The sequence below is a fragment of the Massilia agrisoli genome, from assembly GCF_020831365.1.
Classification (GTDB): Bacteria; Pseudomonadota; Gammaproteobacteria; order Burkholderiales; family Burkholderiaceae_D; genus Telluria_A; species Telluria_A agrisoli.
The window spans coordinates 1-12,252 of sequence record NZ_JAJHPV010000013.1; the positions used below are offsets into that span (position 1 = coordinate 1).

Annotated in this window: 13 protein-coding genes; 4 read left to right on the forward strand and 9 right to left on the reverse strand. The window is 62.1% G+C overall.

Features of this window, described 5'->3' with window-relative positions; genetic code table 11:
- The 8 genes from LMJ30_RS08930 to LMJ30_RS08965 form a co-directional block, all read right to left on the reverse strand.
- A partial coding sequence (locus LMJ30_RS08930) for an IS110 family transposase (protein WP_229432001.1) occupies nt 1-272 on the reverse strand: 272 nt, incomplete at its 3' end.
- A 254-nt stretch (nt 273-526) separates the two neighbouring features.
- Nucleotides 527-1,147 carry a Maf family protein gene (locus LMJ30_RS08935; protein ID WP_229432002.1) on the reverse strand — a complete coding sequence of 207 codons (621 nt, stop codon included), beginning with the start codon at nt 1,145-1,147 and terminating at the stop codon, nt 527-529.
- A 19-nt stretch (nt 1,148-1,166) separates the two neighbouring features.
- Nucleotides 1,167-1,637 carry a 23S rRNA (pseudouridine(1915)-N(3))-methyltransferase RlmH gene (gene rlmH / locus LMJ30_RS08940; protein WP_229432003.1) on the reverse strand — a complete coding sequence of 157 codons (471 nt, stop codon included), beginning with the start codon at nt 1,635-1,637 and terminating at the stop codon, nt 1,167-1,169.
- Nucleotides 1,638-1,642: 5 nt separating this feature from the next.
- On the reverse strand, nt 1,643-2,323 hold the full coding sequence (gene rsfS, locus LMJ30_RS08945; protein ID WP_229432004.1) for a ribosome silencing factor: 681 nt from the start codon (nt 2,321-2,323) through the stop codon (nt 1,643-1,645).
- Nucleotides 2,323-2,973, reverse strand: coding sequence for a nicotinate-nucleotide adenylyltransferase (locus LMJ30_RS08950; protein ID WP_229432005.1), 651 nt, complete (start codon nt 2,971-2,973; stop codon nt 2,323-2,325). The genes rsfS and LMJ30_RS08950 overlap by 1 nt, the downstream gene beginning before the upstream one ends.
- Entirely contained in the window at nt 2,970-3,881 is a 912-nt protein-coding gene (gene hemF / locus LMJ30_RS08955) for an oxygen-dependent coproporphyrinogen oxidase (RefSeq protein WP_229432007.1), read from the reverse strand. The genes LMJ30_RS08950 and hemF overlap by 4 nt, the downstream gene beginning before the upstream one ends.
- Before the next feature lie 188 nt (nt 3,882-4,069).
- The gene (purD, locus tag LMJ30_RS08960) at nt 4,070-5,338 is read right to left on the reverse strand and encodes a phosphoribosylamine--glycine ligase (RefSeq protein ID WP_229432008.1); all 1,269 of its coding nucleotides are present in this window, start codon (nt 5,336-5,338) and stop codon (nt 4,070-4,072) included.
- Between the two features lie 7 nt (nt 5,339-5,345).
- The gene (locus tag LMJ30_RS08965) at nt 5,346-6,071 is read right to left on the reverse strand and encodes a YebC/PmpR family DNA-binding transcriptional regulator (RefSeq protein ID WP_229432009.1); all 726 of its coding nucleotides are present in this window, start codon (nt 6,069-6,071) and stop codon (nt 5,346-5,348) included.
- Nucleotides 6,072-6,305: 234 nt separating this feature from the next.
- On the opposite strand from LMJ30_RS08965, the gene LMJ30_RS08970 reads away from it, so the two are divergent.
- From LMJ30_RS08970 to LMJ30_RS08980, 3 genes are read left to right on the forward strand one after another with little or no spacing between them, the layout of a single operon-like run.
- Nucleotides 6,306-7,226: a DMT family transporter gene (locus LMJ30_RS08970; RefSeq protein ID WP_229432010.1), complete on the forward strand. Its 921-nt coding sequence runs from the start codon at nt 6,306-6,308 to the stop codon at nt 7,224-7,226.
- A gap of 36 nt (nt 7,227-7,262) precedes the next feature.
- Nucleotides 7,263-7,646: a methylglyoxal synthase gene (locus LMJ30_RS08975; protein WP_229432011.1), complete on the forward strand. Its 384-nt coding sequence runs from the start codon at nt 7,263-7,265 to the stop codon at nt 7,644-7,646.
- Between the two features lie 20 nt (nt 7,647-7,666).
- Nucleotides 7,667-8,641 (forward strand): quinone oxidoreductase family protein, encoded by a 975-nt coding sequence (locus LMJ30_RS08980; protein ID WP_229432013.1) that lies wholly within the window; start codon nt 7,667-7,669, stop codon nt 8,639-8,641.
- Between the two features lie 107 nt (nt 8,642-8,748).
- Here the strand turns inward: LMJ30_RS08980 and LMJ30_RS08985 are convergent, their stop codons facing one another.
- Nucleotides 8,749-9,399: a DUF4136 domain-containing protein gene (locus LMJ30_RS08985; protein WP_229432015.1), complete on the reverse strand. Its 651-nt coding sequence runs from the start codon at nt 9,397-9,399 to the stop codon at nt 8,749-8,751.
- Nucleotides 9,400-9,583: 184 nt separating this feature from the next.
- On the opposite strand from LMJ30_RS08985, the gene pepN reads away from it, so the two are divergent.
- Entirely contained in the window at nt 9,584-12,229 is a 2,646-nt protein-coding gene (gene pepN / locus LMJ30_RS08990; RefSeq protein ID WP_229432016.1) for an aminopeptidase N, read from the forward strand.
- Nucleotides 12,230-12,252: the final 23 nt, after the last annotated feature.

A 12,252-nucleotide genomic window follows, 5' to 3' on the forward strand; every position in this document is an offset into this window, starting at 1 on the left:
CCCTGAGCGAAGCTCCGGATCTGCGAAGGATTGACGAATGAGACGGTTAGTCCCGCATCGGAGAGGAAAAAAGCGGCCGGTTCATGGTAGACCCCGGTAGGTTCCATCACCACATGGGGAACTTCCGCTTTCTGCTTCTTCAGCCATCTCTGAAGCTCGCTAAAGCCTTCAACGTCGTTAGTGACGACCTTCGATTTAATCTTATCTTTCGCTGCGTCGAGCAGCGCGCAGTCGAGCTTACCTTTTGAAACGTCAATGCCGAGATAGAACATGATTTTGATATCTTGAGAGTTAAGTCAATCACACCCACTCACCTTGTGCATACAGGGTCATTGCCCTTGGCTACCGTCCAGTGTTTGCAATTAGTGTGGAAAGAGAGGTGAAGGGCTTCATCTACATTTCAAGGTCAAGCCTTCAGGGCGGATCCAAGCTGGTCCTCACCTCAGTTAGTAGTAGCTAACCACTAACTCGAACAAGATACAAGGGCGGATAAGCGCGTAGCGCGCATCCGCCGAACTACATTCGCTTATGCCAGCGGAATGCCGGCCTTGCGTAGCAGCTTGGCCGTCTCGTACAACGGCAGGCCCATGATCCCGGAGTGGCTGCCTTCGATGTGCTCGACAAACAGCGCGGCGAGGCCCTGGATGCCGTAGCCGCCGGCCTTGTCGTACGGTTCGCTGGTGGCGCAGTAGGCCTTGATCGACGCGGGGCTCAGCTTGGCGAAGCGCACGTCCGATACCTGCGTGAACTGCTCGGCCAGGTCGGTGTAGTGCACCGCCACCGACGTCAGCACCTGGTGGGTGCGGCCCGACAGCTTTTCGAGCATCGCAATGGCTTCGGCCTGCGAGCCCGGCTTGCCGAGGATTTCGCCGTCGATCGTCACCGTGGTGTCGGCCGCCAGCACCGGGCGGATCTTCATGCGCCGCTGGTGCACCATGTTCCAGGCGAATTCGGCTTTTTCATTGGCGACGCGGGCGACGTAATCGGTGGGCGACTCGTCTTCATACGCGTCTTCGGTCACGTCAGGTCCGCGAATTGTGTCGTTACGCAGCATCAGCAGTTCGAACTCCACACCAATCTGGCGGAGCAGTTCCCGTCTGCGCGGGCTTTTGGAGGCTAGATATATTTTTCGGTCGAGCGGTCTCATCGAATCTTCCAGCAGTTTCTCAAACGCGATGATAGGGGTGGTTCTGCGTAATCGACCACGCCCTATACAATTGCTCTGCAAGCATAACACGCACAATCCCGTGCGGGAGTGTCATGCTGGAAATTCGTATTAGCATTTCGGCACGTGATTTGAGGGCTGGATCGAGGCCGTCGGCCCCGCCGATCAGGAAGGCGGTGTCGCGTCCGTCCTGCTGCCAGGCCTGAAGCTGCTGCGACAGGCCGACGCTGGTCAGGTCCTTGCCGCGCTCGTCAAGCGCGATGATGCGCACGTTTTTGGGAAGGACTGCTTCGATGCGCTCGCGTTCGAGCGCCATCGCGGTGGCCGCTGTTTTACTGCCGGAGCGGTCGACCGGCTTGACTTCCTTGAGCACGATGCGCAGCTCGGGCGGCATGCGCTTCGTGTACTCGGAAAAGCCGGTCTCAATCCAGGCCGGCATCTTGTGGCCAACCGCAGCGATGATCAGCTGCATGGGCCTTACTCAGCGACTTTTTTGACAGCGCGCTTGATGACCTTCTTGGCCGGAGCTTCGTCAGCTGGCGCTTTTGGCGCTGCTGCCTTCTTCGGCAATGCCTTCAGCGCCTTGACGGCAGCCGCTTCGCTCTTGCTCGGCGCGACCTTCACGACTTTGCCAGCTGGGGTCGCGGCCTTCTTGGCAGCGGCTTTCTTTGGCTTGTCTTCGGTGCTTGCTGCCTTCTTGGCAGGCGCCTTGCGCTCGCGGACCGGCTTGACTTCAGGGGCTTCCTGGGTCGATGCGAGGTGCTTCGAGCGGGTCTTCGGCGCAGCTTCGGCAGCTTCGGTCGTCGACTTGCGCTTGGCGGCGCCCAGCTTGACTGGCTTGTCGCCCCAGATTTCTTCCAGGCGGTAGTACTGGCGGATCGGCGCTTGCATGATATGGACGATCATGTCGCCGAGGTCGACCAGCACCCATTCACCGGTGTCCTCACCTTCGACGCCAACGACGTCGCCGCCGGCTTCCTTGACCTTGTCGCGCACCGATGCGGCGAGCGCCTTGGTCTGGCGGTTGGAGGTGCCCGAGACGACGGCGATGCGGTCGAACAGGCTGGTAAGGTGGGTGGTGTCGAAGACCATGATGTCCTGGCCCTTGATGTCTTCAAGAGCGTCCACGACGAGCGCTTGCAGTTTTTTGATATCCATTAGCTTTTATATAAATTATGTTGTTGAATATAGTCTAGCACTACCGGCGAGATAAGCGAGTTTGGCTTCTCTCCCCGTTGTAATGCGGTTCGTATCTGAGTGGCGGATATATCGACCGCCAGCGCTTCCGCCAGGTACACCTTGCCTGACGGCGCAGAGCGGAGCTGCCCGATGCTGCTCCGGCGCTTTTCAAGTTCCTCGGCCACCGCGGCGGGCAGGGCGGCATTGGCCAGGTCGAAACCGGGCCGCGCACCCACGCCGATGTGGGCGTAGTCGAACAGCTGGCGCCAATCGCGCCAGCTGTCCAGTTGCTGCAACTGGTCCGCGCCCATCAGGAACACGATGGAGGCATCGGGTCCGAGTTCGGCGCGCACGTTGCGCAGCGTGTCGATGGTATAGGTCGGGGTGGTGCGCTCGACCTCCTGCAGGTCGATGGCTACCTTCAGCCCGGCTTCGCCGAACGCCAGCCCAAGCATGGCAATACGGTCTTCCGCGCTGGTCTTCAAGCCGTTCTTCTGCCACGGGTTACCCGCCGGGATAACGCGCAGCTGGTCAGGATGAAGGAGCTTGGCAAACAAGGTGGCCAGCGCCACGTGACCATGATGGACGGGGTCGAAACTGCCTCCCAGCAGTGCGACGCAAAATGTCACGTAGCCAGCCAGTCGCGGTGCACCAGGAAGTCGGTGTACAGCTTCGCTTCGGCTGTGCCTTCAGCCGGTTTCCAGTCGTAGCGCCATTTGACGATGGGCGGCATCGACATCAGGATCGCCTCGGTGCGCCCGCCCGACTGCAGGCCGAAGTGCGTGCCGCGGTCGAATACCAGGTTGAATTCGACATAGCGGCCGCGCCGGTAAGCCTGGAAATCGCGTTCGCGCTCGCCGTATTCGATGTCCTTGCGGGCTTTCAGGATCGGCAGGTAGGCAGCGATGAAGCTGTCGCCTACGCTTTGCGTCATTGCGAAACTTGAATCAAAGCCGGTCGAGTTGAAATCATCGAAGAAGATGCCGCCCACGCCGCGCGGCTCCTTGCGGTGCTTCAGGTAGAAGTAATCGTCGCACCACGCCTTAAAGCGCGGGAAGTGTTCATCGCCGAAAGGCGCCAGCGCGTCGGCGCAGGTCTGGTGGAAGTGGCGCGCGTCTTCCTCGAAGCCGTAGTACGGGGTCAGGTCCATGCCGCCGCCGAACCACCACACCGGCTCCTGGCCTTCGGCGGTGGTGGTGAAGAAGCGCACGTTCATGTGCACGGTCGGCGCGTATGGATTGCGCGGATGGAGCACCAGCGATACGCCCATCGCTTCCCATGCGCGGCCGGCCAGTTCCGGGCGGCTCGCCATTGCGGAAGGGGGCAGGCTGGCGCCGGTCACGTGCGAAAAGTTGACGCCGCCGCGTTCGAAGACATTGCCTTCCTCGACCAGGCGCGATACGCCGCCGCCGCCTTCCGGGCGGGTCCACTCATCGCGCAGGAACGGCTTGCCGTCGACCTCTTCCAGCGCATGCACGATGCGCGACTGGAGGTCGACAAGCCAGGCTTTTACAGCCGCTGGGGAAGGGGAAGACATCGGGATCTTGACCGGGGAATAAAAAAGTGAGGACAGATTGTACACTGTCCGGGTGTTCTATGGTATGAGATGGCGGCGGCCACGCGAAAAACGGCGGATGCGCGCTTCGCGCTTATCCGCCCTACCGTTGAACGCCTTCGTAGGGCGGATAAGCACGAAGTGCGCATCCGCCGAATTCCTCCGCAATCCTAGTGCTTCAACCCGCGCCAGCCGATATCGCGGCGGAACTGCGCGCCGTTGAAGTGAATCTGGTCGACCGTCTCGTACGCCTGCTTCTGCGCCATCCTTACGCTGTCGCCCAGGCCAACCACGCACAGCACGCGGCCGCCATTGGTCACCAGCTGCCCGTCGACCAGCCTCGTCCCCGCATGGAAGGTCACGCACTCCGGCGTCTCGGCCGGGATACCTTCGATGACGTCGCCTTTTTTCGGATCATCCGGATAACCGGCAGCGGCCATCACCACGCCAACGGCCGTACGGCGATCCCAGTCCAGCTCCACCGCATCGAGGGTGCCGTTGACCGCGTGCTCCATCACCGTCACCAGGTCGCTTTTCAGGCGCGCCATGATCGGCTGCGTTTCAGGGTCGCCCATGCGGCAGTTGAACTCCAGTGTCTTCGGATTGCCGGCCGCGTCGATCATCAGGCCGGCGTACAGGAAGCCGGTAAACGGAATGCCGTCTTTGGCCATGCCGTTGATAGTCGGGTTGATCACCTCGCGCATGACGCGCGCGTGCATCGCCGGCGTGACGATCGGGGCGGGCGAGTAAGCGCCCATGCCGCCGGTGTTCGGGCCTTCGTCGTTGTCCTTCAGGCGCTTGTGGTCCTGGCTGGTGGCCAGCGGCAGGATGTTTTTACCGTCGCACATGACGATGAAGCTGGCTTCTTCGCCGGCCAAAAACTCTTCGATGACGACGCGCGCGCCGGCGTTGCCGAGGCGGTTATCGAGCAGCATGTCGTCGACCGCGGCATGCGCTTCTTCGAGCGACATCGCAACGACAACACCTTTGCCGGCGGCCAGGCCGTCGGCCTTGATGACGATCGGCGCGCCGTTGGCGTCGATGTAGGCGTGCGCCTGGGCGGCGTCCGAGAAGGTCTGGTAGGTCGCGGTCGGAATGCCGTGGCGCTGCATGAAGGCCTTGGCGAAGTCCTTCGAGCTTTCCAGCTGCGCCGCTTCCTTCGTCGGTCCGAAGACTTTCAGGCCACGCGCGCGGAACAGGTTGACGATGCCGGCTGCGAGCGGCGCTTCCGGGCCGACCACGGTCAGCGCGATGCCTTCGGATTCGACGAAGCCGGCCAGCTGCGCGATGTCGGTGATCTCGACATTGATCAGGCGGTTATCGCGCGCGGTGCCGCCATTGCCAGGGGCGACATACACCATCTGGATGCGTTCTGATTGGGCCAGTTTCCAGGCCAGGGCGTGTTCGCGGCCGCCAGAGCCGACTACCAGGATTTTCATAAGGTGCTTACTCTTCGATGACGGCGTTGGTATAGACTTCCTGGACGTCGTCCAGGTTCTCCAGCGCGTCCAGCAGCTTTTGCATCTTGGCTGCGTCGTCGCCGGTAAATTCGGTTTCGGTGGCTGGCTTCATGATGATCTCGGCGACTTCGGCCTTGAAGCCGGCCGCTTCCAGCGCGTCCTTCACGCCTGCGAAGTCGTGCGGGCCGCACAATACTTCGAAGCCGCCTTCTTCGTCCGCCACCACATCTTCGGCGCCCGCTTCGAGCGCCGCTTCCATCAGCTTGTCTTCATTCACGCCAGGGGCGAACAGGAACTGGCCGCAATGCTTGAACATGAAGGCCACCGAGCCCTCGTTGCCCATGTTGCCGCCGTTTTTGTTGAAGGCGTTACGCACTTCGGCCACGGTACGCACGCGGTTATCGGTCATGCAGTCGACGATGATGGCCGCGCCGCCGATGCCATAGCCTTCGTAGCGGACTTCTTCATAGTTAACGCCTTCAAGGCCGCCCGAGCCGCGCTGGATCGCACGGGTCACATTCTCCTTCGGCATATTCGCATCGGCCGCCTTGTCAACGGCCAGGCGCAGGCGCGGGTTGGCGGCGATGTCGGCGCCGCCCATGCGGGCCGCGACCGTGATTTCCTTGATCAGGCGCGTCCAGATCTTGCCGCGCTTGGCATCGGTAGCGGCTTTTTTATGCTTGATGTTGGCCCATTTGCTGTGTCCAGCCATGACGGATATTCCTTAAAGACGGTATGCGGAGTGGCCGATATTTTACCATAGCGACACTTTCAAAAAACGGCGGCCACTGTCGGTCACGCCGCGCATGGAACCACGCAACGTTTCCAAAATTCGGGGTCAGACCACCGCTGTTTTGGAATATTCCAAAACAGCGGTGGTCTGACCCCGAATCGGGAAATTGTCCGGGAGTCAGCGGCGGCGGACGTTTGCTTTTACAATGAGGCTATGAGCAAAAACGCAACGGCCACGGCGCACCCGTCGATCCCTCGCCCGGCCCTCGTCGCCGGGCTGTCCATCGCCATCGGCGGCGCGGTGCTGTTTTCGACCAAGGCCATCGTCGCCAAGCTGCTTTACCGCTACCACATCGATGCCGTCACCCTGATCGCCTTCCGCATGCTGTTTTCGTTTCCGTTCTTCCTCGCCATCGCGGTGTGGAAGATGCGCAGCGAGGCGCCTTTGCCCGCCATCGACCGCTGGCGCATCCTCGGGCTGGGATTGATCGGCTATTACTTGTCCAGCTTCCTCGATTTTCTCGGCTTGCAGTACATCAGCGTCGGCCTTGAACGGCTGATCCTGTTCCTGACGCCGACGTTCGTGCTCCTGCTGACCTCGGTTTTCCTGAAACGCCACATCAGCCGCATCGAGTGGGCCGCGCTGGCCACGTCGTATGGCGGCATCGTGCTGGTGTTCGTGCATGACCTGCATGGCGGCGCTGGCAACGCCGTGCTCGGCTCCTCGCTGGTGGTCGCTTCGGCTATCTCTTACGCGCTTTACCTGCTGTTCTGCGGCGAACTGGTCAAGCGCATCGGCACGCTGCGGCTGGTGTCGTACGCGATGTGCGTGTCGAGCGTGGCTTGCATCGCGCAGTTCTTCGCGTTGCGCCCGGCCGCGCTGTTGATCCAGCCGGCCGAGGTGTACTGGCTGTCGCTGGTGAACGGGATTTTCTGTACTATCTTCCCAGTGTTTATGACGATGTACGCGGTCCAGCGCATCGGCGCGGCAACGGCGTCCCAGGCCGGCATGGTCGGCCCGGTGTCGACCTTGTTCCTCGGAGCACTGGTGCTGGGCGAGCCGATCACGTCGGTCCAGCTTGCCGGCACCGCCCTGGTGCTCGGCGGGATCTACATGCTGTCCAGAAAAAAGTAGCGGGCTTCGATCAACCAATAACCGGAAAATGCAGGCATGAAACCACGTATCGCGCTGATTGCGCACGACATGAAAAAAGACGACATGATCACGCTGGCCGCCCAGTACATCGATTTCTTGCGCGGCTGCCACCTGGTTGCCACCGGCACCACGGGCGGGCGCCTGGCCAATGAGCTGGGCCTGACGATCGACCGCAAGCACTCCGGCCCGTTCGGCGGCGACCTGCAGATCGGCGCCCACCTGGTCGACGGCCAGATCGACGCGGTGATCTTCCTGCGCGATCCGATGACCCCGCAGCCGCACGAGCCGGACATCAACGCGCTGGTGCGCGCTTGCGACGTGCATAACGTGGCCTGCGCCACCAACCTGTCGACCGCGCACCTGGTCTTGTCGCAGCTGAAGCTCGCGGCACGCAAATGACACTACAAGGAGAACAGAGTATGGCAAAGGCGATTCGCATCAACCGCACCGGCGGGCCGGAAGTGATGGAGTATGTCGACGTGGAAGTGGGCGATCCTGGCCCCGGCGAGGCGCGCGTGCGCCACCACGCCATCGGCATCAACTTCATCGACGTCTACTTCCGCACCGGCCTGTACCCGCAGCCATTGCCGGCTGGCCTGGGCAAGGAAGGCGCCGGCGTGGTCGAGGCGGTCGGCGAGGGCGTGACCGAGGTGAAGGTGGGCGACCGGGTGGCCTACGCGGGCGGCCCCAACGGGGCGTATGCGCAGCTGCGCAACATGCCTGCCTCCTTGCTGATGCGCCTGCCCGATGCGATTTCGTTCGAGACGGCGGCGGCGATGATGCTGCAGGGGCTGACGGTGCAGTACCTGTTCAACCGCACCACCCAGCTCAAGCGCGGCGACACCATCCTGTTCCACGCGGCGGCCGGCGGGGTCGGGCTGATCGCGTGCCAGTGGGCGCGCGCAATGGGCGTGAACATGATCGGCACGGTGGGTTCGGACGCCAAGGCCGAGCTGGCGCGCGCCCATGGCTGCACGCATGTCATCAATTACAACACCGAAGATTTCGTCACGCGGGTGGCCGAGATTACCCATGGCGAGAAGGTGTCGGTGGTGTACGACTCGATCGGCAAGGACACGTTCTTCGGCTCGCTCGACTGCCTGCGCCCGCGTGGGCTGATGGTCAGTTTCGGCAATGCCTCCGGGCCGGTGGAGCCGTTTGGATTGAATGAGCTGGCGTCGCGTGGTTCCTTGTTTGTTACGCGGCCGAGCTTGTTTGCTTATGCCGCCACCCGCAAGGACATGGAGGAGATGTCGGCCGATTTGTTCGGGATGGTCGAGGGCGGAAAGGTGAAGATCGAGATTAACCAGCGTTACAGCCTGGCCGATGCCGCGCAGGCGCATATCGATCTCGAGGCGCGCAAGACGACAGGGTCGTCGATTTTGCTGCCGTAATGAATTCGGCGGAGGCGGGCTGCGCCCTTGTCCGCCCTACGAACCGCCGTGGGGTGTAGGGCGGACAAGGGCGAAGCCCGCCTCCGCGCGGCATGCCACCGGCGTTCCTACTTCGGCTCGCGCTTCAGTTCAACAGTGCGCGCAACCCCACTGACACCCGGGAACTCCGCAAACGCGCTCTGCACCAGCGCCGGCATGATATCGGGCGTAGACATGTTGCGGCTCAGGTTATGCACCGTGACGTCGAACAGCCGCTTGCCGTCCTTGATCGACTTGATCCCCACCTGCAGCTCGCGCCGGTAGTGGTGGACGATGGTTTCCTGGTAGGACGGCGTGCCGTACCAGAACGGGTCGTAGAACGGGCTGTACCAGCCGCGCCAGTAGCCGTAACCGCGGCGGTACGGGCGCATGAAGGCCGTGCGCGGCATCCAGTAATGGTCGAAGTGCGAGAACACCGGCTCGATCACGCGCACCGGTATGTCGGTCGTCATGAAGCGCATCGATACCGCCAGCGTCGGCGTGCCTGTCGCCCCGGCATCCTGGAAACCAAGCCGCGTCAGCTCGCCGCGTACCATGTTCTGGTAATTGCGCCATTCCAGCGTGTCGTCCTGCACCGGCGGCGCTTCGAACACATAGGTTTTGTCCGGCAGCTGGTCGGGCCATTGGTGGAAGGTGGTCACATTGCTGCGAATGGTCGTGGCGCAACCGGTCAGCAGCAGGGTCAGCGCAGCGGTCGCGGCAATCATCAGGCGTTTCATCTTGGTTTCTCCGTCTCGCGGGCGTAGTCCACCCAAAGTAACTTTATGTTCTGAATTGTATTTTCGCAGATTATTTACAGAATGTTACCCGGTGCACATGACGTTACAACGAATATTGTGAAGTGTGCATCTGGCAGGTATTGGTAGAATAGCCGCCTGTCCACCTGCCAAAGTCCGATTTCCTATGCGTACAGATACCCCCCAGACTATCTACCGGAAAGACTACACGCCGCCAACCTACCTGGTCGACACCGTCGAGCTGGGCTTTGACCTGGACCCGGACCGCACCATCGTGGCAAGCCGGCTGGCGATGGTCCGCAATCCGGACAGCGTGGGGGAGGGCATCGAACTGCATGGGGTGAACCTGCAACTGGTGACGCTGCGCATGAACGGGAAGACCTTGCATCCCGGCGATTACGATATTTCAGGCGACATGCTGCGCATTCCGTCTGCGCCCGACGAGGTGACCCTGGAAATCGAAACCTTGACCGCGCCCGTCAAGAACACGACGCTGAACGGCCTCTACGTCTCCAACGGTAATTTCTTCACCCAGTGCGAGGCGGAAGGCTTCCGCTCGATCACCTATTTCCCGGACCGCCCGGATGTGATGGCGAAGTTCACCGTGATGCTGCGCGCGGACAAGAAGAAATACCCGGTCCTGCTGTCGAACGGTAACCTGATCGACGAGGGCGACCTCGGCGATGGCCGCCATTACGCCAAGTGGGAAGATCCGTTCAAAAAGCCGTCCTACCTGTTCGCGCTGGTCGCGGCCAGGCTGGTCTGCCAGGAAGAAACCTTCCGGCTGAAGGATGGCCGCGACGCCTTGTTGCAGGTGTGGGTGGAAGACGGCAACCTCGACAAGACCGACTACGCGATGCAGTCGCTAAAAAACAGCATCCGCTGGGACGAGGAGCGCTTCGGCCTCGAACTTGACCTCGACCGCTTCATGATCGTCGCCGTCAGCGACTTCAACATGGGCGCGATGGAAAACAAGGGCCTGAACATCTTCAACACCAAGTTCGTGCTGGCCAACCCGCGCGTCGCGACCGACGTCGACTACGCCGGCATCGAAGCGGTGGTGGGCCACGAGTACTTCCACAACTGGACCGGCAACCGGGTCACCTGCCGCGACTGGTTCCAGCTGTCCTTGAAGGAAGGCCTCACCGTGTTCCGCGACCAGGAGTTCTCGGCCGACATGATCGGCACCGACAGCGGCCGCGCCGTCACCCGCATCGAGCAGGTGCGCACCTTGCGCCAGGCACAGTTTCCTGAGGACGCAGGCCCGATGGCCCACCCGGTGCGGCCAGACTCCTTCGTCGAAATCAACAATTTTTACACGGTCACCGTGTACGAAAAGGGCGCCGAAGTCGTGCGCATGTACCAGACCCTGCTGGGCCGCGAGGGTTTTCGCAAGGGCATGGACCTGTATTTCGAACGCCACGACGAGCAGGCTGTCGAGTGCGACGACTTCCGCGCGGCCATGGCGGACGCCAACAACCGCGACCTGGCGCAGTTCGAACGCTGGTACAGCCAGGCCGGTACCCCGGTGGTCACCGCATCGGGCCGCTATGACGCTGGCGCCGGCGCCTTTGCGCTGACCCTGACCCAAAGCTGCCCGCCAACCCCCGGCCAGCCGGACAAGCTGCCGTTCCACATTCCTGTCGCCGTCGGCCTGCTGGGCGCCAGCGGCAAGGACATGCACCTGACCCTGGATGGCGCCAAGGCAGGCACGACGGCCATTCTCGAACTCACCGAGCCATCGCAGACTTTCCGCTTTACCGGAATCAAGGAAGAGCCGACTCCATCGATCCTGCGCGACTTTTCCGCGCCGGTCGTGCTTGAGTATCCCTACACCGACGAGCAATTGTTGCATCTGTTCAGCCACGACAGCGACCCGGTCAACCGCTGGGAAGCGGGCCAGCGGCTGGCGATGGAACGCCTGCTGAAGATGACCGCCGCCGTCGGGTCCGGCAACAAGCTGGCGCTGGACGACACCTTCATCGACGCCATGCGCAAGATCCTGGTCGACGCGTCGCTCGATGCCGCGTTCCGTGAAAACGCCCTGTTGCTGCCGTCCGAGAGCATGGTGGCCGAGCAGATGGATATGGTGAACCCGCAAGCCATCCACCTGGCGCGCCAGGCCATGCGCCACACCATCGGCACCAGCTTGCGCAAGGAACTGCTGGCGCAGTATGAAGCCAACCAGACGCCGGGCGAGTACAGCCCGGACGCCGTCTCGGCCGGCAAGCGCGGCCTGAAGAACCTGGCCCTGGCTTACCTGTCGGCAGCGCCTGACGATGACATCAACATGCTGGCGCAGCGCCAGTTCGACCGCGCCGGCAACATGACCGACCGCGTTGCCGCGCTGGTGTCGCTGATCCATTCGGCGGCGCCCGGCGCGGCCGACGCGCTCGAGCGCTTCTACGCCGAGTTCGACAACGAGGCGCTGGTGGTCGACAAGTGGTTTGCGATCCAGGCTGCGGCGCCGGGCACCGATGTCGCGGCGGTGCGCGAGCTGATGAAGCATCCGGCGTTCACCCTGAAGAATCCAAACCGCGCGCGCAGCCTGATCTTCAACTTCTGCAATGGCAACCCGGCACAGTTCCACGCCCCGGATGGCAGCGGCTACGCGTTCTGGGCCGAGCAGGTGAAGGCGCTCGACGCGCTCAACCCGCAGGTTGCCAGCCGCCTGGCGCGTTCGATGGATCGCTGGCGCCGTTACGCGCCGGCATTGCAGACGCAGATGAAGGGTGCACTGCAGAAAGTCTCCGGCTCGGGGAAACTGTCGAACGACGTGAACGAAGTTGTCAGCAAAGCGCTCACCAATTAACGACGGCAAAAACAATTCAAACA

Bases quoted from the DNA above. Each gene is read 5' to 3' on its own strand.
- LMJ30_RS08985 (WP_229432015.1), bottom strand. From the start codon at position 9,399: ATGAAACGCCTGATGATTGCCGCGACCGCTGCGCTGACCCTGCTGCTG.
- LMJ30_RS08980 (WP_229432013.1), top strand. From the start codon at position 7,667: ATGGCAAAGGCGATTCGCATCAACCGCACCGGCGGGCCGGAAGTGATG.
- hemF (WP_229432007.1), bottom strand. From the start codon at position 3,881: ATGTCTTCCCCTTCCCCAGCGGCTGTAAAAGCCTGGCTTGTCGACCTC.
- pepN (WP_229432016.1), top strand. From the start codon at position 9,584: ATGCGTACAGATACCCCCCAGACTATCTACCGGAAAGACTACACGCCG.
- LMJ30_RS08975 (WP_229432011.1), top strand. From the start codon at position 7,263: ATGAAACCACGTATCGCGCTGATTGCGCACGACATGAAAAAAGACGAC.
- rsfS (WP_229432004.1), bottom strand. From the start codon at position 2,323: ATGGATATCAAAAAACTGCAAGCGCTCGTCGTGGACGCTCTTGAAGAC.
- LMJ30_RS08965 (WP_229432009.1), bottom strand. From the start codon at position 6,071: ATGGCTGGACACAGCAAATGGGCCAACATCAAGCATAAAAAAGCCGCT.
- LMJ30_RS08935 (WP_229432002.1), bottom strand. From the start codon at position 1,147: ATGAGACCGCTCGACCGAAAAATATATCTAGCCTCCAAAAGCCCGCGC.
- rlmH (WP_229432003.1), bottom strand. From the start codon at position 1,637: ATGCAGCTGATCATCGCTGCGGTTGGCCACAAGATGCCGGCCTGGATT.
- LMJ30_RS08970 (WP_229432010.1), top strand. From the start codon at position 6,306: ATGAGCAAAAACGCAACGGCCACGGCGCACCCGTCGATCCCTCGCCCG.
- purD (WP_229432008.1), bottom strand. From the start codon at position 5,338: ATGAAAATCCTGGTAGTCGGCTCTGGCGGCCGCGAACACGCCCTGGCC.